Source organism: Rheinheimera pleomorphica, from assembly GCF_011634895.1.
Classification (GTDB): Bacteria; Pseudomonadota; Gammaproteobacteria; order Enterobacterales; family Alteromonadaceae; genus Alishewanella; species Alishewanella pleomorphica.
In genome coordinates this window covers 68,405-87,839 of the sequence record NZ_SIRR01000008.1, presented here as the reverse complement: position 1 = coordinate 87,839, position 19,435 = coordinate 68,405, and the positions used below count along the sequence as shown (strand labels likewise).

The following is a 19,435-nucleotide window of genomic DNA, read 5'->3' as shown; positions in this document are numbered from 1 at the left end:
GTACTACTTCCGTTTAATAATTGCGGATAACGCCCCGGCGGTTTTGTCGCCGGACGATTTGGAATAGGGTGCAAAACCGTCGATGGTGCGCAGGCCCATATAGGTTAGTGCCGGGGTAAAAAGCCATAACAGCACATCAAAGCTGGCACCGTCGCCGGTACCGGCGGCGGCAAGCGCCTCAAAGCCGAAGGCATAGAAAATGCTGGCGTACATTGAAAGCCTGGCCAGCAATGGCCTGGTTTGGCGAATGTATTGATCCTGGGCGTTATCGCCGTTTTGAATAGTGGCCTGCGTAGCCTGATGGCGCTTTGTGGCTTCTTGCTCCAGCGTGGCCCGCATGCTTAGCAGCTCGTCTAACTCAGCTGGGTTTAAGTGCTTAAGGTGTTGCTCCAGCGCGGATTGCTGTGCCTCCGGGTTAACGTAATTATTGCCCACCACTGTTACCACATCGGCTGCCAGCTCAGCCACTTTGCTTTTGCCCAGCTTGGCACCGATAAATTTAATGGCCTCTGGCCCCAGGCTGAGTAACGCGCTGGCAAGTAGCGATAAGCTCATGTGTTGATCCTTAGTAAGTCGCGCAGGCGCTTGTTGTCGCGCAGTGCCTGGCCAATGTTGGGTGGTGGGTTAATGGCGCGCTGAATATCAACAGCGCTTACGCTGTTCCAGCCTTCAATAAAGCGGTGTTGCATGGTGGCGTCATGGCTATGCAGTGGCGGCGGGCTGCATTGGGTACCGGCTTTGTCGGCCAGTACCTCGGCTTCTAGCCGTCGCTGTTTGCCCTGGTTAAATGACCAATCCCAGTTGCGGCCCATTAGGAGGCCCCCGCGCCGGCGTAACCAATTTGCCAGCAGGCATTGGTAAGGTCGCGCAGACGATTAAACCAGCCTTCAATAAACACGGCTTGCCCAGGATGCTTAGCCTGAATGCGCGCATACAGCCTGGCGCGGCGCAAAACATAACGGGCAATAAGCCACTCGGTATCGGCCTGTCTGGCGGCAATAAGGGTTTTAGGGCCGATAACGCCGTCGGTGGTAAGGCTGAGTATTTCCTGTAGTAACTTGGCTGCGGTGGCGGGGCCATGCTGCACGGCGGCATCAAAGACGGCCAGCGTAACGCCGGTTGGCAGTTCGTGGCAGCGCGTGGTGCGCCAGTAATCGCGGTGATACAAAAAAGCAGCGCGCTGCTCAGTAAGGTTAAGAATATCTTCACGCGGGTAAGCCCTCTTCGATATACCGAAATTGGTTTCACCGCCTGGATCATCGACGTGGCAAACGTAGCCGCCTTCCTTTGCCAGGACAAAGGCAACAGCATGCTGAAAATCTATGGTGTAGGTGTTAAGTGCGGGTGTTTGCATGGACGCGATACAGACAGCTAAGGTGTGCTGTCAGTATCGCGTGGGGTTTGGGCTGGGCTGGATTAAAGCGTTTTGCTAAATACTAACCTTGCCAATGTTTAACTAAAAATGCCCTAAATACTGGAGATACAAAAGACAGAGCCAAACATATCCAGCCTACCACATGTAAATTATGAAGAGGGTCTCTTGGAAATGCACTTATTAAACCACCTCCAACTCCTGCAAGAATTGCCGTAAAAAAATAGCTTACTTTTATTTCTATGTTGTCACGTCTGACGGAGTCAAGCTCTCTAACTGCATTGTCTTTTTCGACTACTATTGCGTTTAGGGCTGTGTTCAATCTATTTATTTCAGTAGACTGAAACGTACTTCTCTCAACTTCTTGCTGCAATCGGAATGCTACTTGTTGCGCAGGCTTGAGCTCTGCAAAGTATTTGTTCTGTTCATAGAAAGATAACTCATCTCTACTTTCCTCACTTGGGACAGAAGATGGCGTTTCACCGATAACGTTAGCAGGGATCTGGTTCAATGTTCCGCTCCCCGCTTTTTGTATTTTTCAGTGAAGCAACTAGCAATTAATTCATTTGGAATTTCAACATGATACGGAATGCCACTGGGATACTTTTGTTTAATCAAATACCAAGGTTCATCCAAATTATGAGTCATATTTGACAGTTGAACTGCATTATATCGCCCGTAAAGAGTAATAATCTGATCCAATATGTTGTGAGCTTGGGTGTCTTCATTAGGGACTGTTGGCTCATCGTTAACAACTTTATTGTCTACAAATTTCAGAACTTGGCCTTTAGAGGTAATTGGGGCATTCCCAAACTGTCTAAAGGCAGCGTAAACATCATACACAACAGGACCAAACTCCCACGCTTGAATTTTATCCTCAACTAAAGGATTGCGGTAAAACGTCAGATACCAAGCGTGAGCGTAGTAAACTAATTTTTGCACCTTCATTGGGGATACATCTTCGATCCCTGCTTGCTTGGCTTTTTCTATTAGAGAGTTGGCAACAGCGATACCGCTATAAGGAGCCGTCATAATTCCCTCACACAATAACATTAATGGGAACCAAGGGCTTTCTTTCCCTTGGTTCCCAGCTTAGCGTGTATCAGTTACTTCTTCTTTGAGTCATCCTTCAACTCAATTCTGAAAGCCTTTTTACCAAACTGGCGAGCATATATTCTCTTTCCATTTTTGGTTATATATGGGCGATAAATAACGTTAACACTATCACTATTTGCACGCATGAACGTACCCTCTTCAAAGTCTGCCTTTGACAATTTGGAGAGAGTAGCTATAATCTGAATCCGCCAAGATATAGATTGTAAGCTACTCCTCCAAATATGCACGGAGGCAGGTACCGTACATCTCTAACGGGAGTTTGAATTCAATTCATTCTCCCGTTTTTAATTTTGTGAATCTTCATTTGAGCAGCTTGTAAACTAACTCCGAAGAGAATTGATACTTCGTACGGGTCAGAGTCTTCGTTTACATACCTAGAGTCAATAAGAAACTCACTCGCAAAAACATCGGCTTGCCATTCTGAATCTTCGTAAACTTTGTGCTGAGGAGCTTGGCCTCTGGCATAAGCTGCAGGAGTTTGGTTGCTGTGCAGAAAAAAGTGTCCTAATTCGTGCGCCATTGTAAACCTGCAGTGTCCATCCCCATCACAAGCTTTGTCGTAGATTGAACGCTTAACTCTTATCATATTTTCGCTTGGTATTGTCTCTGCTTCGATATCACCAAGGACTGCATCCTCTACGACTTCAAACTCAAATAGTCCGAAGCTCTGAAGAATCTCATAAAGTGCAACAATATTAATTCTGCATTTTGTAAGGCCAAACTTATCTCTGATATTCCTAGCTATCGCCTCAATATCAGCCTTTTTTCTGGGTGAAACTTTATGGCCAAGCTTTCTGTTCAAATTTTAGCCCTCAAGCAATTGTTTTAATTTTGCTTGCTGCTCTTCAGTTAATTCTCGGTATCGCCTAGCGAACGCTACTACAAGCTCTTTCTCAGTATCACTACTATCCTTGAGATCGAGTTTTACTGTTGGCTGTGATTCTGATGCTAACTGTGACAGCTCTAATGTTTCTTTATTGTCTAACTTAAAATAGTCGGCTACTTTATCCACAAATCCTTTTGAAATACTTTTTTTACCTAGCTCTAAAGCTGATATGTAAGACGAGCTAACTTTTAAAGCATCCGCTAGGTCTTTTAAGATCACACCGTGATCAATTCTAAGTTTTCTAATGTAACGACCAAATGGTGTTGCTTTCATAATCCCCTCCCGGGAGCATTTGCCCCAAATTCATACTAGTTCGTATAGGTTACTTTGTAAACCTTTTTTTGGTTCATTTTTAAACTTTTTATGGTTTTTCATTTTTGGTCGTTTTTGTAGAAGCTGTTGAAAGTTGATTTGATAAGAAATTAAAACAAGTTGAACTGGCGGCGGGCGCGCTCGGCCAGTGTTTGTTCTTTGATGATAGCGTAAATTTGCACGTCGGTTAGCCGGTGCTCGGCACGTAGCTTTTCGATTGACGCGCCCCGGTTATGGGCGTTGTAAATGGCTATATTGCGCAGCATGGTTTTCAGTTTATCGTTGCGCGGTATGTAGGTTTGAATGCCGCCCAGGTAATTGGCCAGCTCTACCACCAGGCGCTGCGCATGGTGTTCGGGGTTCTTCACCACGCTTTTTAACTCAGCCTCAAACAGTGCCACCAGGCTTTGCAGCATGGCGGGTAAGCGATTAAACACGTCTGCCCTTAGCTCTGGCGGCAGGCTGTCTATATCGGTTAATAGCTGCTGCAGGTCTTCGCTATCAGCAAAGGCGTCTAATTGCTGTTCACTCATTTGGTACCTCAATTACTCTGCCGCCTAGTTGGCGCATGCGCTCTTCAAACAGGCGGCGGTCTTCGTCGGGGTTGGTTTGGCTTTGCGCTTTGTATTCAATAGTGCTGCCGACTGGTGTTTCGGCGGCTATTTGGCCTAAACGGGCAGTAAGCACTTTGCGCAGGTAGTTATGGTTTGTTAGCTGTTTGCCGGTGCCGTTAATGCGGCTTTGCTGCAGGCTGGCCACGGTTTGCTCCAGCGCTTCGGCCAGGGCGTTTAAATTGGTGGTTAACGCCAGTGTTTCCTGCACCAGCGTTAACGCTTTGGTGTTGCTCAGGTCTTGTTTAGTAGGCCGAAACAACGCCAGGTAAGCCACCATATTGCCACCCAGTTTGTAGTTCATGCGGGCGAACTGGCCCAGCAACTGGCGGCCAGCTTCGTCGGCCACCAGTTGATCCAGATGCAGGTTGCTATGGCAAACAGGGCAACGGCCTAACTTCATTTGCCGGTACCTCTAATCTCTCTTATCTGAATTTCAAGAGGCTTAAAAAGCTGGCATAACATCGCTGCAGCATCATCAATACTGGTAAAAACAAAAGCTTCGTCTAAATCTTCAGTCCAGTATTTGGCTTTGTCTTTGCCTAAATCACTTTCAAAATACAAAGTGATATCAACGGTTTTCTGTGTCCCGTCCTCATTCCAGATATAACGATCGTTCTCATCGAAAACAGACTTTTTATCTTGGGTGACTAATACAAAAAGCCCCTTAATTGGATTGTCTCTAAGTTCGTATTTACTCATAGCATGGCCCCATTAATGCGTTCCCAGCGTTTCAGCAACTGGTTGTAGCTGTCCTTTGGTTCCGGCTGATAGCCGCGCTTTTTAAGGTCTTCAAACAAACAGCGGCGGGCCCAGCGTTTAAGGCTGTTAAGCGTTTTGGCTGCGTCTTCATGGCGCAGCCATTGCACTTCCGCAATGCCTGCACCGCCGTTGGCCTCAGCCGTCATGCGCTGCACCCAGCTGTTAAGCGCGGTTTCGCTGCCGTCGTTGATAAAACCAGCGCGGTGCATAAAAATCCACAGCGCACGAATTGCGCTGCGTTCGTCCTTCGGGCCATCGGCTGTGCTGGGGCTTAAACGGCCTTTACCGGCTTTTTTAACCGGTTTAAAACCAAGCTGTTTAAACGCTTCCAGCACAGCTTCCAGTTGTGGAATTGTCATATCAGCGCTGCTGGTTTTGCCGTTACCGTAGTGGGCCAAGTTAGCGCGGTAGCTTTCTTCATCCATGCCCAATTGAGTGCGGGCGATGTGGATTTTGGTTACCAGCTGCCGGCGCGGGTTGTATTGGGTTTGTGTCATTGTTTCCTCGGCTGCTCATCAGTACCCAGCAACCACGCTGGGCAGACGCCCCAAACTGCTGGGCGTTTCGCTATGGGTTTAAAGCGTCTTTAAGTTGCTGCGATGGTTTAAACACCGGTTTGACGCAGGCCGGCTGGTGCGTTGGCTGACCACTTACCGGATGCTTGCCAGTGCGCGCTGCTGCCTGACGGGCGCAGAACGTGCCGAAGCCCTGTATAGCCACGTTGTTATTAGCCTGTAGCTGCAAGGCGATAATGCTCAGCAGGCTGTTTACGGCGCGTTCTGCGCCGGCTTTTGTTAAACCAGCTTCTATAGCCAGCTGCTGGATCAGTTGTGATTTGTTCATCGGTTAGTCCTCGTCAATGGTGTGGTTTGGGTGCTGGGTAACAACGAGCTGCACCTGAGTGCGTGGCCGTTCTGTGGTAAAGGTGCCCAGCCAGGTTGGCAGGTGGTTATCTTCGCCTGTGTCCAGGTAGTGCAACGACGAGCGCACCAGGTTGGCGAATGTGGGCGATTCTCGGCAGATTTGCATAAGCAGGTCGTTCTCGTATTCATCATCTACCAGCGGTACTTCGCGCCAGTGGTCGTATACCTTTTCGGCCTGTATCTCGCCGGCCACCCATTGCTGTAAAACATCCTTATCTTGCTGGTTCAGTTCCATCTGCTTTTCCTCTACTGTGCAGGGCTTCTGGCCACCCAGTACCCACAGCAGGGCGTCTACAACGCCTTGCTCATAGGTTTTGGTTGGCTGGTTGGTGCCGTACTTTTCTTCCAGGCTGGTAGCAACCGCGATTTCAACGCGGATTTGATCAGCTGTTGGCATAGCGATGGCGATACTCATAACGACACCGCCGCTAAATCCAGGGGGATTTGCTGATACTGGTCGGTATCGCCAATGCGTTTATACACGCGCACATAGGCTTTACTGCCCACTACCTGGATGGCTTCGCCGATGGCGGTCATGGCTTTTAACCAGCGGGCGTCGGTGATGTCTAACCGCCGCAGGCCCAGTACGCGGGTGGTGCTGATATTGCCTTGTTTGTCGGCATCGAAAGCGCCGTTAACGATGGCTTTAAGCTCGGAGCTGGCGTTGGTTGTCCAGTCTTTTAAGCACTCGTCAATTAAGGCTTTGGCAGCCTGCAGGCGCTCGTCAAAGCTGATGGTTTCGTTAATGGCACGTACTATCTTGTACTGGCCATCAAAGCTATACAGCGTAACGTTGCCTTTTTTGCCGCCGATATTGGCGTCGTACTGCTCGGCCGATAGCTGCACAAAGGCGGCTATATCGGCAAAAGCAGTTTGTTTAAACGCTGCCAGCTGGGCGCTAAGGGCTTCTGATTTAGCAACCAGTTCTTTCACCAGGGAGTCACGCGCCTGGTCGACGGGCTTTACCTTATCTACCGGAATTAATGAGCCTTTGGCGTCTTTCCAGTAACCGGCTGGGATATTGTTTTGTGGATTCATGGTGGTTTCCTTAATTTGCCTGATGCCAGTGAACAAGGCACTCGCCAACACGGGCGGAGTAGCCGAAGTAACGCTGGCCGTTTTTGGATTGAATAAGCTGTACTGCGGTGCGCTGCAGCAGTGGGCAGGCAACGTCGATAGTGATAACCGGGCGTTTTTTCGCATGGTGTACGTCAACTACCTTGCAACCTTGCTGTGCCAGCCATTGGCGGGCACGCTCTACCTGAAAACTGATAAGTTCGCTCATGGTTTATTCGCCTTGTTTAATGGGCAGGTTTTGCAGGCCTTCCACAGCTTTACTCGCTGTGGGTTCGTAGCGGCAAAAGGTTTGCTTTGCTCGGTGGCGCAGCGCTGCACGGTGATGCTGCCAAGCACAGGGCACAGCACTTTGTCGCTGCTGTATGCCTCGGTAACTTTGCTGGCAATGTTGTCCAGGTTGCCAGGGTACTTTTCGTTTAATACCTGGCTTAGCGTGGTTTTGCTTATGCCCAGCTCCGCTTCAACTTTGCGACGTCCCAGCTCTTCACATTTCTTTTTCAGCAGTTCAAGCCATTGCATGGTTCAGATCCTTCTGTGGTTTTGCGGTGCGCTTGGCTGGCATTGGCACCAATTGCTTAAGGTTTTGGTCGTACAACCCTGCTGGGCGGATAACCGGATATTTGTGGCCGGTGTTTTTAAGTAAGCGGTACCGGACTGCAAAGCCTTTGCGCTGCGCCATGCTGGCTTTGCGGCGCTGTGGCCTTGTGATAAACACGTATTCGTAGCGCACAAGGTCGCTTAAAAAGCGCTCAACGCTGGCCCTGCTGCACTCGGCATTGGCCTGCAAATCAGCCACGGTGAAGTCGGTTAAAAAACGCATGGCTTGCCACAGCTTTTGCCGGATGCTTTTAGGGCGTTCTGCCGTTTGGTTTTTACCTGGCAAATGTGGTGCTGCATCTTTTACCGCCTGATACACCACGGGCTTAACGCCCGTGCTGATTGTTGTAATTGCTTTTAAATCCTGCAGATGGGCTATTACCATCTGCGCTGACTTCAAACTCACATCCATGTGCTCAGCCAGTTCGGCGCTGCCGAAATCTGGCTGTTGTTTTATCCACTCCCAGGCGCGCTGGCTGAGTGTCTTATTTTTCATTGCGCACGGTTCCGCTATTAGTTCACGCTTGGGAAAAATGGCTGGTTGCCCCACTGGCTGGCGTTAATGCTTTCCAGGCCGTTTGTGCGGGCAAAGGCTTCTATGGTGTTAAGGCCTGTATGAATTCGGCGGAAGTTGCCCTTAGATTCCTGCAGTAACTCAGCAAGCAGGTCGGTAGCAATTTTGGTGTCGGTGACCAACTCATTGGCCATGGTGGTAATGTCGTCCATGTCCGCCGGCTGAAACTCAATATGTTGCGAAATGCGGCTGTACAGCTGCTCTAAACGCTTTACCTTTTTAGGCAGTTGGTTGTAGCCGATAAGGATGATTGGCAAGTTAGCCATGTCGTAGATATCGCGGATGGTTTCCAGCACGTCATGGTTGTCTGCGATATAGTCGCACTCGTCGATAAACAGTGGCTTACCGGTATAAGCTAACTCATGCACGATAAACTTAAGCATGTCAGCCTTGCGCTGGCGTTGCTCAAGCCCAAGTTCTTGCGCCAAACGCTCAAGAAAAGTACCGAGGGTGTCTGACTTTAAGCAGCGCACCAGGATGCCATCCGCTTGTGTAAACAGGTAGCCGCCGGCTGTAGATTTACCCAAGCCCGCCAGACCAGTAAACATACCAATGCAGGGGGTCTGGTTTAAAGATGCTTCATGCAGATGCTGGTAGGCATCGAAGGCGGCTAATACGTTTTTGGTTTTTGCTACTGCAATTTTCACTGGTTTATCTCCGTGTTATTTATGGGCTTTTTTGCTTGCTAAAATTTCGTCGAGGAAGCGCACTGCAGCCTTGTTGCGGCTGCGGTAGGCGTGTAGCCAGGCTTTCTCCACGGGTGGTAATTCGGTGTTTATGCTGAGTTCTGTTAAGTAGCGTGCTTTGTGAGAATCGCTGGTAAATACCGGCGCGTTGTCTTTACGCTCTAGCGCTTCCAACTCCTGGCGGCGTTGTTCAAAGACGCTGAGTTGTTGATCTGAATAGCCAGTTGTTGGCGTTTTACTGGCTTCAATGGCGGCTTGCGCGGCTTGTGTCAGGTTGGTTGATACCTGCTCGCTGCGTTTGGGCATGGCTGCCAGGTTGCCGTTTTGCTCGGTTTTAGCGTTTAAAATGCGTTGGGCGATGTCGCCTACCTGATGCTGTTTAATGGCCTTTTTAAACTCGGCGCGGCGCTCGCGCTGCTGTTGGCGCTGTATAGCCCGCGCTTTTAGCGCTATGTCTTGTAACTCAAGGCCGTTGCCGGCTATTTCGGGGTTAACCGCTTCACAGATAAAGTGATGTTTTAACGCGTGGAATACGTAAATTTTGCCAATGTCTTTCGGGTTCCAGCGGCAGTAAACACGCTCGCCAATGTATGCGCCCAACTCGGCATGCACATAACTGCCACCCTCAACGCTTATACCGTCAGACTTGGTAACTGTGCGATAGCCTTTATTGCCTGGTACCGGCGCTAACAAGATGTCCAGTACGTGTTCGTCGTCCAGCCGTTTAATTTGCTGTTGGTGGCTAACAAACTGCTCAAACGGGCTGCAACCCAGTTTGCTGTGTTTGGCGTGGTGGTAGTGGTCGTTTACCCACTGGTTAATAAAGGCTTCAAACTGCTCGGCAGTGAGATCCACATTCAGGGCAATTTTGTCTTCGCCTTTTTTGCGGCGCTCTAACAGCCTTTGTTCAAAGGTTAAACGGGCATTAATCTTTTGCCTGTCGGCTACGTTGTGGCCGATATAGCCCTGGCATAACTCAGCGATGCCATGCGAAAAGGTTCGGAAAAAACGCTCTATAAATGGTTTTTCCCAGCCCGAATAAGGGTTGGTAATATCGTGCTCAATGCCCAGGGCATCCCATACGCTAATGATATGGGCACTGGTGTAGTCTGAGCCATTATCTGTGCGGGCTACTTCGGGCAAGCCCCAATCCAGAATGGTTTCGCGGATCAGCAGGGCGATGGCTGCAGCGTTTGAAGTAGGGCGCAGGATGCACTTAACGCGGCGGGTAAAGACGTCAATAACACCAACTATGCTGTAGCGGCCATCTTTAAGCATTACGTCAGCAGGCGTGCTGTCGAACTCCCACAACTGATTGATGCGTGACACCGCAAAGGCTTTGTTACCGAAGGCCACCATGCGTTTGTTCTGCCAGCCGCTTGGGTCTTTCAGCGACATAAACAGTTCCTGGTTTTCTTCTTTCCAGCGCTTTAGCCAGACGCGACAGGTTGCTGCAGCTGGTATGGTGTAATCGCCGCTGAACTCTGTTTGCAAAGCTTCGTGTAATGCCTCGCCTTTGATATGCGGGTATTCGTGCAGCATGGCTAAACAAAAGTTTTTGATTTCCGGCGTGGAATCTATAAGGCCGTTGCCTTTGTTTTTACCGTAGTTGCCGGCCAGGGCAGACAAGCCGTTCTTTTCGTAGTCGGCTTCCCAGCGGGTTAATGTGCTGAATCCAATAGAGGGCTTTATTAGATACACTTGCTCTGGTACCGGCGTTAAACCGTTGTTGTACTGCTCGCAGAACAAACGCCACGCTTTAACTTTGGTAAGGCCGGTGTCGGTTTGGAATTTACGAGCTGCATTAAGGATGGCAAAAGCGGCCTCTGCACGCTCCTTTGCTGCACCCGTTAGGCCGGCAACACTTTTAAGCGCTGCTTGTTTGCGTTCCTGGTTTACCGCTTTGGTAAGTTGATCACGGTTGATAATGTTTGCTGCGATCGCTTTAGCTTTTACCTCTACTGGTAAAGTGTCAGCTGGTAGCGTTGTTGGCTTAGCTATCAGTGCGATACGCACATCTTCGGGTAAGCCGGCAAGTGGATAGTGTGGTATCTGACCACCGCGACCTGAGCGCAGCTCATTTGGCCATTGCTCTTTATTGGCACGGATGCGGATGGTTCTGTCAGCGACACCCAGGGCCGCTGCAATTTGTTTTGCAGTAAACGCCTGTGTCATTTTTTGCCGCCTGAGTATTCTATTGCTATATCAATAGGATGTTTTTTTGTTATGCTTCTCTTGCCTTTACGACGCGAGCTTTTGCCTTCGCTGTTGTATCGTGATGGCCAGATAGCCTGAGGATCAACACCAATAGCTGCCGCAATGATGCGCTCAGCATTGGGGTAGGGACGCTGTAAAGCTTGACCCAGAGTGTTAGCAGATAAGTCGTTTTCTTCGGATAATTGCCGAAGCGATTTACCGGTTTTAACTTTTAGCTCTGCGATAATGTTTGCATTGTGCCAGTCCGTATCGGCCATTTTTTTGTCCTTTAAAATGTCGTCATGCATACATTTTAAAGACATAAAAATGTCTTTAGCAAGTGTAATGAGACACTAAAATGTCTTGTTTGGGTTAGGTTATTGATATCAAAAGACATTTAAATGTCTTATTTGGGTGTTCACATGGATGCAAACCAGTTTGGCGATTTCATTATGCAAATAAGAGATAAGGTTTTATCTCGTCCTGCTATGGCTGAAAAATATATCTGGCATGTGAATACGATTAAGGCTTATGAAAAAGACGGCCGCTTGCCTGATATTGATTACCTCGCGGCACTCTCGGTTGAAACTGGCCATTGTTTTGCTGACCTGGTGAATAAGCGTTTAATGGCTGGTAAGTTGGCGAATGTCGCGGAAGAGCAGCATTTATTAGTGAGTGATACTCGGGCCGACTATAAGGTAACTAAGAGGTCATCCACGTTAGCCATCCCGGTTTATGGTTCAAATACCAAACTGCATTTAGACAACAAACTGATACCCAACGGCGTTGAGCACAGCGCATTGACGGTGTTTGATGCTAATCAGCAGGGAGAGCTTAATTCTCAGGTATTTATTTTCAACACAGCTGATAAAACCATTTTTGATGGCCAGCTATATATAGTCGATATTGGTAATGGTGCTGTAGTAAAGCAAGTGCAGAGTGGCCTGGGCGGTGCGATTATACTTTCTAGTGATAAGTCAGGTATTGCTCCGCTCACCGTTCCCAGGGAACAAGTCGACCACATTACTGTTTTGGGTAGGGTGGTTTGCGCGATCAACTACTTTTAGTTCGCACCATACTAAAGGCATTCCACCGAATAGAGGGATAGTTACAGTTTTGGTTAGCATTGAGTAATAGCCTAGGGCCACAGCAGCACTACCATAATAAGTCACATCTAAATAACCATCCGTTTGGCTCAAGCCGTAAACACTATTCACCTTAACCTTTTTTACTCCGGCAAGGGTTGACCATACCAGCGATTCTGATCCCTGTACAAAGCCACCAAACTTCGCATAGTGCTGCTCGTTATTCTTCCTGGCTATTGGTACCTTCTCGGTAAGCTTTTCGCTAATAAGCCTGGTGCCGTAGCCATGCCTGATTAAAAGTGTTGGCATACTAACCACTGATTTAATATACAGTGATTAATTGTAGAAAGTCGGATCTCAACCTGCAAGAACATGATCCGACTTTCGCAAAGCCGAATTTCAACTAGAAATGCCGCTAAGGCTTATTGCTATTGGTTTAGCGCGAAGTCGGATCACGCGAGCTGAAAGCCGGATCGGTGATCCGACTTTCACTGTCGAAGTCGGATCAGCTTTAAACAATTTCTGGTTAATTATTACTATGGCTGGTATGGCTGCGAACCGCGTTTAAACAGGCTTTGAAGAGATTTTAACTGCACCTGGATAAGTTGTTTGCTAGTTTCTCAGAGTGACATTGGCATGCAGGAAAATTTGCTGATGTTTCTCAGACTACCCAAATTTTATAAGTTTGCGGCTTTTTTGCTGGAACCCTTATCTTTATTGGCTTTCCCAGTTATTCCCGCCAAATTTTGGTTATTCCCGGTTTCTCACTCTATTAGATCACTTACAAATGCGGCAGAGATCGAGGACTTGATGAGAACCCTTCGGTTCGACAAATTCGCCGGGAGTGAATTTGGACGCACTTTAGTGCGGCCCTTAGGGCCAGCGGCATGGATGGTGCTGGCAATCCCTCGGTGCAGCCAAAAGCTCGGGGTTTTTGTTTTAACGCGGCAGAGACCGAGACTTGATGTAGCCGCGCGGGTAGTTTGAGAACAAGGCAGCGCTTAGTTGCCTTCTTGTTTGCATAATGCTTTCTGCTAGCGTTGTGGTGGCAATGCAAGGTGCAGCAGCGTATGGCAATAAGTTTATCCCTTCCGGGTAGTAGTCACCGTTTTCGAACCGTGATTAATTGCACCTGCCTTAATTAAAAACATGTGCGACTTAAATTGTCGCGTAGCGCTGTATTCTGAACTTTTAAGTTCAGGAGGTGCTATGGCAACCGGAAAAATTGTAATACTGGGTATTGGTGGGCGTGGTTGCGCCGCGCTACAGCGTTTGGCTATGGCAACGTTACCCGATACTGTTACAACCATAGTTGTAAGCGCTGATAAAAGAGCATTAAGTAGCACTGCTGCGGATTGCAGTATTTTACTGGGCGAATCGCAAACTGGCGGTCGCAGCACGGGCGGTAATGCAACGTTGGCTACTCAGGCGGTTCAGCAGATAGCAGACTTGTTGCGCCAGGCGTTTGCCGGTGCTGATGCAGTATTTATGGTTACAGGCCTTGGTGGTGGCACAGGCAGTGGTGCTGCTACTGCTATAGCGGCTTTACTGGCAGAGCTTCGGATCCCCTGCCTGGTGTTTGCCACGTTACCTTTTGATTTTGAAGGAAAGCGCAAAGCATTATTGGCCGAAAACAGTATTAAACTTTTTCAGCAGCATGGTTGTGCGGTGGTGTTGCTGCCAAATGACCAATTACAGCAAGCGCTTGGTGCAAAAGCCCGCTTGGAAGATGCGCTGGATGAGAGCAACCGCCTGTTGTTGCAACTGCTACTAAGCTTGTGCCGCATGCTTGCTGATAGCGGGCTCATCAACATGGATTTTAACGACTTTGTCAGTGTGATTTCCCAGCCTGGAATTGCTGTGGTTGGCTGCGCAGCCGCGCAAAAAGGTGATGATTTACCTATGCTGCTACAACAGCAATTACAGAATCCGTTGTTGCAGAGTAAGGGAGTTGAGTCGGCCAGTTCTGTATTAGTGCATCTTACTGCAGGGCCAGATTTTTCTCTGGAGCAGTTTGAAGCGACGGGCTTGCATTTGGCTCAGGCGTTACCAAAGGCGTCGCTGATCCTTCAAGGGTTGTCGATAAAGCCAGATTATGCTGACGAGTTGGAGCTACTGCTGTTAGTTTGTGGCATAGTTGTCGATTGAGTTAACTCACTGTTTTGTATATAAACGACCTAATGCCCTAATCATAGGAATTGGTATGTCAGCATCTCCCAGCCAGAACACCATCGCCCGGCAGTGGCAACTGTTAAAGCTTATTCCGACACGAGCACCGGGGCTGGAAGCCAGACTGTTAACACAGCAGCTGCAGGATGCCGGTTTTAGTGTATCCAAACGCACGGTAGAGCGTGACCTGCAGGAGCTTTCATTGCTGTTCGCGTTGGAATGTAACGAAAAAAGCAAGCCTTATGGCTGGTACTGGATGCGGGATGCCAGCTTGGATATTCCTGGTATCACTTTGGCTGAAGCGCTGAGTCTGACATTGGTCGAGTCTCAACTTCGTCAGTTATTGCCTGCGCCTCTTATCGGAAGTTTGCAAGCCCGCTTTAATCTGGCTAAAAGTAAACTGAAAGCATTGGATTCGATGAATGCCGGTGCGCGCTGGCCTGATAAGGTGGCGTCTGTCTCAGCCGGTATGCAATTGTTACCGCCGAAAATTGACGCCGAATTGCTACAAAAAGTACAGCAAGCCCTATTGGAAGATAAACAGCTGGACGTCAGCTATCATGCTTTGCACCAGAGCGCAGTAAAACAATATCGGTTAAACCCGCTTGGACTAATCCAGCGTGGCCAGATAAGTTACCTGATAGCCTCTGCTGAGCCCTATAGTGACCCGCTACGATTTGCCATTCATCGTTTTCAGAAAGTAGAAATAACCGAATCCGCTGCAGTGATACCTGCTGAGTTTAACCTGCAGCACTATCTGGCCAACGGCGCGATGGAGTTTAGTGAAGGTGAAACCATAAAGCTGGAGTTTATCGCCAAACCGGTGTTAGCCAACCTGCTGTTGGAAACGCCATTATCGGCTGATATGCACTGCAACAAACTCGAAAATGGTGATTACCATATCACCGCATCAGTGCATAAAGGCTGGCAGCTTAATTTATGGCTTATGTCGCAAAGCAGCTATTTAACTGTGTTGGCACCGCAGGACATGCGGGAAAGTATTAAGCAACAGTTGGCAGAGGCGTTGGCTAAATACTAATAAAAGCCAGGCAGCATCAGTTGGTCGGCGTTTTTATGGAGAATAAAAACTGATGAAGGAATTTAGCTTAAGCACCCTAGTCAATGCAGAATATAATCAGAGTGCAATCGGGATAGCTTTGAAGTTTATTGCTGATCAAGATGCAACTTTCATGACCATTGATAGTTACTTTGGTAACGGTGATGGCATGACGCATTTAATGATGGGTTTGGCAGAGGAACTTCATCGTACCGGTGTGAAGGTTGTCAGCTACAGTGCCGAGCGTTTGCTCAGAGGCGCTACAGCAGATGCGAGCCTATTGAGTCGACTGACTGACTGTGATTACCTGCTACTTGATGACCTAAATTTCTTATTTGATAAGACCACTGCAGTAAGCGCAGCCATTTTCGATATGCTGGCCACCAGGAATGTTACAGGCAAGAAAACAATCTGCACGGTAGCTATAGCTGTTAAAGACATCGACAGCGAAATACCCCAACCGTATCTCGACTTATTGTATTCAGCGACGGTATGTCGTCTGGGCATTCCATCATTGGCAGATAAATGTAAAGTAGCTATGGCAAAAATTGACGAGCTGGGTATTCCTTTCGATGCGAGCCTTAATGAAATCATTGAACAGGCAGGAAATATCAGAGAGTTAGAGGGTAAGCTAACCCGATACGCTGCGTTACAAAACATCCAAAAGAATGCTTTTTTTGAACAGGTGCTCTAGTCATGGCAATTGTATTTAATCAACCTCAAACAATTTCGCAGTTGCTGAAGCAAAAACTTGCGATTCCTAAATACCAACGCGCATACAAATGGCAACCAAAGCACGTTCACCAACTAGTTGATGACATATTTGCCCATCGCACAAAGCCCTGTTATCGGCTTGGGACAGTGGTACTGCATCGAGATAAAGATGATGTGATAAACGATGTACTCAATATCGTTGATGGCCAACAGCGCCTTTTAACCTTAACGCTGCTTTGTGCCATTTTGGACAGATCAGAGAAAACTATTTCCTCCACGCTCCTTGAGCACGAGTTTGAATCTTCGGTCAGTATTGAGAATCTCAAAAGTAATGCCCAGATTATCTCTGAAAGGTTAGGGGGCCTGTCTGGAACTGAAAAACAGGAACTCTTGAATTTCGTTCTTAATAAATGTGAACTGATTCAAGTCACATTGGATGATTTAAGTGAAGCATTCCAGTTCTTTGATTCACAAAATGCTCGTGGTAAGGCACTTGCTCCACATGATCTGCTAAAGGCTTACCACCTGCGTGAAATGATGGACTCTACCAAGGAAACTGAGCGGCTATATCACGTAAGCTTGTGGGAACAAGGCATAAATCCTGACGATGCTGACTCAGCAAATTTACACACCATCATGGGCGAGTTCTTGTTCCGTATGCGCCGCTGGGTTGATGGTGACTATGGCATCCAGTTTAGTCGTCATAACATTGATGTATTCAAAGGCATTAATCTAGATAGCACTCAGTACGCATATGCGGATGCAATGCTTGCCCTTGATTATGCAGTAGAAAGCTTTAATGCAGATCCTGCTCGTAAATGGGATAAGCAAGCTAAGAGCTATCCATTCCAGGTGAATCAAGTGATGATCAATGGCAAACGCTTTTTTGAGTACATTCAGTACTATATGGCAATTCATTATAGGTTGTTTGCCGGTGAAAAGGCGCTTCTTAAGTCATTTCTAGATCAGCATACTCACTACCCTGGTTGTTTTCGTAAAGGGGATCTTTACGTTAAAAACCTATTTCTATGTTCGATCATGTACTACTTCGACAAGTTTGGTGATGTGGAACTAGAAAAAGCAGCACAGATTTGTTACCGCTGGAGTTACTCTCTTCGTCTTGAGTTACAACGTATCGGCATGGAGTCGGTAGACAATCGCGCCAAAGATCGTAGTGGCTTGATTAGAGCCATCAGCAAAGCCATTCACCCCCAACAAGTGTTGAATTATCAACCACCTTATATCGAAGAGCCCAAGTTCAAAAATGCTAGGGACGTGCAGGCATCTATTAACGCAATGACATTGGGAAGTGCAAATTGAGTAAACATAATCAAGTAGAGCAGTTATCAGTACGTGCGCTTTTCAATAGCAACACCCGATACGTTGTTCCCATATATCAGCGTAACTATGCCTGGGGAGCACCAGAGATTGAGCAGCTTATTCAAGATATTAGTGACGCTGCAGGGCTTATTACTCAATTAGATGAAACCACTACCGCCAAACAAGCAAAGTACTATCTGGGTAGCCTCGTTGTTTACAAGCGTACAAATCTTGCGCAGCAAACGAGCGTTGTTTACGAAACCATTGATGGACAGCAAAGACATACTACGCTGTCTATCTTATTGGCGTATCTAAAACATCGTAAAGTACTGGGTGAGGACAAATTACAGGAGTTAGATCTTAACCTGACCTTTGATAGTCGCCCTAAATCATCCCGAGCGCTAGATGATATCTATAAAGGTATCTCTAATGGAGAATCTGAAGAGCCGACCATCCAAGCGGCCTTCAACATTATTCAGCGTTACTTCAAAATCAAAGGCCTAGATGCAGAGGCTAAAACTACCCAGTTTTTCGAGTATCTGTTAGAAAGCGTCACCATACTAAGAGTCGCTGTTCCACCACAAACCGATCTCAATCACTACTTCGAGATCATGAATAACCGTGGTGAGCAGTTAGAGAAGCATGAAGTATTGAAAGCTAAGTTCATGGCTACACTCGCGAATGATGAGGAAAGAAACTGCTTTTCTGCAATCTGGGATGCTTGCTCAAATATGAAGCGTTATACCCAGATGAGCTTTCAATCCGATCTGCGTAGAGAAGTATTCGGTGATGATTGGCAAGTGATTCCGTCAAATTTTGACGCTGTTCTAGAAAAGCATACGAGCAAGGTACTAAAGCAAGATGCAATGACGCTGCGTGAAATCATCGACAACAAAGCATTTAGCTCAACCAGTGATGATGAAGAGCGAGAGAAAGAAGAGCGCTTTGGCACCGTTATAGACTTCTCTAACTTTTTACTTCATGTTTTAAAGCTGATGAAACCAGAACAGAGTGTCTCGTTAGATGATAAGAGATTGATTGATGCATTTATTTCTAAAGACTATGGCTTGAAGGTCGAAGCTAAAGACTTTGTTTATGAACTGCTTAAGTACCGGATGCTATTTGACAGCTACATAATTAAGCCTGACCAACACGATGAAAAGCGTAAATGGAGTTTGGTAAGGCTTGACGCCAATAAAAACACTACAAGTCTAAGCCCTGCGTATCCAAACGTCTTTAGTAACGAGCTGAACGAAAAGATTCGCATGATTTTGGCTATGTTCCATGTATCGAATCCTGCCTTAGTATATAAGCGTTGGCTCAATGATGCTCTAAGTATCTTGAATAGGAATACAACACCTGAAAAAAACTTAGTTATTGATGGTCAGGTATATTTAACTGAGCTTGAAAGCTTAAGTGAACGTTATTTTAACGAAATCACAAATGGTGAGAATTTAGCGTTTAGCGAAGAGAATTCCGGAGTATTGCATCAAGGAACTGGAGTGCAGAATTTTATTTTCAACCGATTGGACTATCTAATTTGGCGTAAGCTTTCGGCTGGTGAGTCAGTAGATGGTATGAGAAGTGAAGACCTTGGGAAGCATTTTTCTGAGTTCCAATTCTCTTTCAGAACCTCTGTTGAACATTACTTTCCACAAACGGATCCATCTGGTGCGAGCAAAATGAAGGATGTTGATCGCTTTGGAAACCTATGCCTAATTTCGCCAAGTAGTAACTCACGGCTTAGCAATTACTATCCATCAGGCAAGAAGACATTCTATCAAGATAACAATCGTGCCGAGAGTTTAAAGCAAGCGATTATGATGAGTTATGAATATTGGGGGCCTGAACCTGAGGGAGAAGGTCATAAAAATATCGTGAAACATGAAGCTGAAATGATAAAGATTTTGCTTAATCAATAGTGTCGATCCAGAGGGTAAAAGTGTTTGCTAATAAACAGTCACTATTTGCAATAATT

26 protein-coding genes and 1 other RNA gene are annotated in these 19,435 nt (G+C 47.2%); 6 read left to right on the top strand and 21 right to left on the bottom strand.

All coding sequences use genetic code 11. The annotated features are described in order from the left end of the window. Positions 1–3 precede the first annotated feature (3 nt). The 21 genes from EYB30_RS09500 to EYB30_RS09400 all read right to left on the bottom strand — a co-directional run bounded on the left by EYB30_RS09500 (position 4) and on the right by EYB30_RS09400 (position 11,390). Complete coding sequence (locus EYB30_RS09500; protein ID WP_166838690.1) at positions 4–555, bottom strand: hypothetical protein; 552 nt, start codon at positions 553–555, stop codon at positions 4–6. Continuing rightward, entirely contained in the window at positions 552–812 is a 261-nt protein-coding gene (locus EYB30_RS09495) for a hypothetical protein (protein WP_166838689.1), read from the bottom strand. The genes EYB30_RS09500 and EYB30_RS09495 overlap by 4 nt, the downstream gene beginning before the upstream one ends. After that, a complete protein-coding gene (locus EYB30_RS09490) occupies positions 812–1,354 on the bottom strand; it encodes a glycoside hydrolase family 108 protein (RefSeq protein WP_166838688.1) in 543 nt (180 codons plus the stop codon). Before EYB30_RS09490 ends, EYB30_RS09495 begins: the two co-directional genes overlap by 1 nt. A gap of 82 nt (positions 1,355–1,436) precedes the next feature. Next, positions 1,437–1,883 carry a hypothetical protein gene (locus EYB30_RS09485; RefSeq protein WP_166838687.1) on the bottom strand — a complete coding sequence of 149 codons (447 nt, stop codon included), beginning with the start codon at positions 1,881–1,883 and terminating at the stop codon, positions 1,437–1,439. Continuing rightward, positions 1,880–2,404 (bottom strand): Panacea domain-containing protein, encoded by a 525-nt coding sequence (locus tag EYB30_RS09480; RefSeq protein ID WP_166838686.1) that lies wholly within the window; start codon positions 2,402–2,404, stop codon positions 1,880–1,882. The genes EYB30_RS09485 and EYB30_RS09480 overlap by 4 nt, the downstream gene beginning before the upstream one ends. 349 nt (positions 2,405–2,753) lie before the next feature. After that, positions 2,754–3,290, bottom strand: coding sequence for an ImmA/IrrE family metallo-endopeptidase (locus EYB30_RS09475; protein WP_166838685.1), 537 nt, complete (start codon positions 3,288–3,290; stop codon positions 2,754–2,756). Positions 3,291–3,293: 3 nt separating this feature from the next. After that, positions 3,294–3,647, bottom strand: a complete 354-nt coding sequence (locus EYB30_RS09470; protein ID WP_166838684.1) for a helix-turn-helix domain-containing protein — start codon at positions 3,645–3,647, stop codon at positions 3,294–3,296. Positions 3,648–3,796: 149 nt separating this feature from the next. After that, complete coding sequence (locus EYB30_RS09465; protein WP_166838683.1) at positions 3,797–4,219, bottom strand: Mor transcription activator family protein; 423 nt, start codon at positions 4,217–4,219, stop codon at positions 3,797–3,799. After that, positions 4,212–4,700, bottom strand: a complete 489-nt coding sequence (locus EYB30_RS09460) for a hypothetical protein (protein ID WP_166838682.1) — start codon at positions 4,698–4,700, stop codon at positions 4,212–4,214. Before EYB30_RS09460 ends, EYB30_RS09465 begins: the two co-directional genes overlap by 8 nt. After that, a complete protein-coding gene (locus EYB30_RS09455) occupies positions 4,697–4,999 on the bottom strand; it encodes a hypothetical protein (RefSeq protein ID WP_166838681.1) in 303 nt (100 codons plus the stop codon). Before EYB30_RS09455 ends, EYB30_RS09460 begins: the two co-directional genes overlap by 4 nt. Continuing rightward, on the bottom strand, positions 4,996–5,556 hold the full coding sequence (locus EYB30_RS09450) for a gp16 family protein (protein ID WP_166838680.1): 561 nt from the start codon (positions 5,554–5,556) through the stop codon (positions 4,996–4,998). The genes EYB30_RS09455 and EYB30_RS09450 overlap by 4 nt, the downstream gene beginning before the upstream one ends. A 5-nt stretch (positions 5,557–5,561) precedes the next feature. Next, positions 5,562–5,629, bottom strand: an RNA gene (locus tag EYB30_RS09445) — hammerhead ribozyme type II. Further along, entirely contained in the window at positions 5,627–5,902 is a 276-nt protein-coding gene (locus EYB30_RS09440) for an HU family DNA-binding protein (protein ID WP_166838679.1), read from the bottom strand. The genes EYB30_RS09445 and EYB30_RS09440 overlap by 3 nt, the downstream gene beginning before the upstream one ends. 3 nt (positions 5,903–5,905) lie before the next feature. Then, positions 5,906–6,397 (bottom strand): hypothetical protein, encoded by a 492-nt coding sequence (locus EYB30_RS09435; protein WP_166838678.1) that lies wholly within the window; start codon positions 6,395–6,397, stop codon positions 5,906–5,908. Continuing rightward, complete coding sequence (locus tag EYB30_RS09430; RefSeq protein WP_166838677.1) at positions 6,394–7,020, bottom strand: DUF3164 family protein; 627 nt, start codon at positions 7,018–7,020, stop codon at positions 6,394–6,396. The genes EYB30_RS09435 and EYB30_RS09430 overlap by 4 nt, the downstream gene beginning before the upstream one ends. A 10-nt stretch (positions 7,021–7,030) precedes the next feature. Then, entirely contained in the window at positions 7,031–7,267 is a 237-nt protein-coding gene (locus tag EYB30_RS09425) for a hypothetical protein (RefSeq protein ID WP_166838676.1), read from the bottom strand. Next, the gene (locus tag EYB30_RS09420) at positions 7,264–7,578 is read right to left on the bottom strand and encodes a helix-turn-helix domain-containing protein (RefSeq protein WP_166838675.1); all 315 of its coding nucleotides are present in this window, start codon (positions 7,576–7,578) and stop codon (positions 7,264–7,266) included. Before EYB30_RS09420 ends, EYB30_RS09425 begins: the two co-directional genes overlap by 4 nt. After that, positions 7,565–8,152: a hypothetical protein gene (locus EYB30_RS09415; protein WP_166838674.1), complete on the bottom strand. Its 588-nt coding sequence runs from the start codon at positions 8,150–8,152 to the stop codon at positions 7,565–7,567. The genes EYB30_RS09420 and EYB30_RS09415 overlap by 14 nt, the downstream gene beginning before the upstream one ends. 17 nt (positions 8,153–8,169) lie before the next feature. Continuing rightward, positions 8,170–8,877 carry an AAA family ATPase gene (locus EYB30_RS09410; protein ID WP_166838673.1) on the bottom strand — a complete coding sequence of 236 codons (708 nt, stop codon included), beginning with the start codon at positions 8,875–8,877 and terminating at the stop codon, positions 8,170–8,172. 15 nt (positions 8,878–8,892) lie between these two features. Beyond that, positions 8,893–11,091 carry a Mu transposase C-terminal domain-containing protein gene (locus EYB30_RS09405; RefSeq protein ID WP_166838672.1) on the bottom strand — a complete coding sequence of 733 codons (2,199 nt, stop codon included), beginning with the start codon at positions 11,089–11,091 and terminating at the stop codon, positions 8,893–8,895. Then, entirely contained in the window at positions 11,088–11,390 is a 303-nt protein-coding gene (locus EYB30_RS09400) for a helix-turn-helix domain-containing protein (RefSeq protein ID WP_241698003.1), read from the bottom strand. The genes EYB30_RS09405 and EYB30_RS09400 overlap by 4 nt, the downstream gene beginning before the upstream one ends. Before the next feature lie 123 nt (positions 11,391–11,513). On the opposite strand from EYB30_RS09400, the gene EYB30_RS09395 reads away from it, so the two are divergent. From EYB30_RS09395 to EYB30_RS09370, 6 genes are all read left to right on the top strand, one after another. Continuing rightward, complete coding sequence (locus EYB30_RS09395) at positions 11,514–12,179, top strand: S24 family peptidase (protein ID WP_166838671.1); 666 nt, start codon at positions 11,514–11,516, stop codon at positions 12,177–12,179. 1,227 nt (positions 12,180–13,406) lie between these two features. Next, a complete protein-coding gene (locus tag EYB30_RS09390; RefSeq protein WP_166838670.1) occupies positions 13,407–14,345 on the top strand; it encodes an FtsZ/tubulin family protein in 939 nt (312 codons plus the stop codon). A gap of 55 nt (positions 14,346–14,400) precedes the next feature. After that, positions 14,401–15,405 carry a helix-turn-helix transcriptional regulator gene (locus EYB30_RS09385; RefSeq protein ID WP_206674611.1) on the top strand — a complete coding sequence of 335 codons (1,005 nt, stop codon included), beginning with the start codon at positions 14,401–14,403 and terminating at the stop codon, positions 15,403–15,405. Positions 15,406–15,457: 52 nt separating this feature from the next. Continuing rightward, complete coding sequence (locus EYB30_RS09380; RefSeq protein ID WP_166838669.1) at positions 15,458–16,117, top strand: DnaA ATPase domain-containing protein; 660 nt, start codon at positions 15,458–15,460, stop codon at positions 16,115–16,117. A gap of 2 nt (positions 16,118–16,119) precedes the next feature. Next, positions 16,120–17,457, top strand: a complete 1,338-nt coding sequence (locus EYB30_RS09375; RefSeq protein WP_166838668.1) for a DUF262 domain-containing protein — start codon at positions 16,120–16,122, stop codon at positions 17,455–17,457. Further along, positions 17,454–19,379, top strand: coding sequence for a GmrSD restriction endonuclease domain-containing protein (locus EYB30_RS09370; RefSeq protein WP_166838667.1), 1,926 nt, complete (start codon positions 17,454–17,456; stop codon positions 19,377–19,379). Before EYB30_RS09375 ends, EYB30_RS09370 begins: the two co-directional genes overlap by 4 nt. The last annotated feature ends 56 nt before the right edge of the window (positions 19,380–19,435 follow it).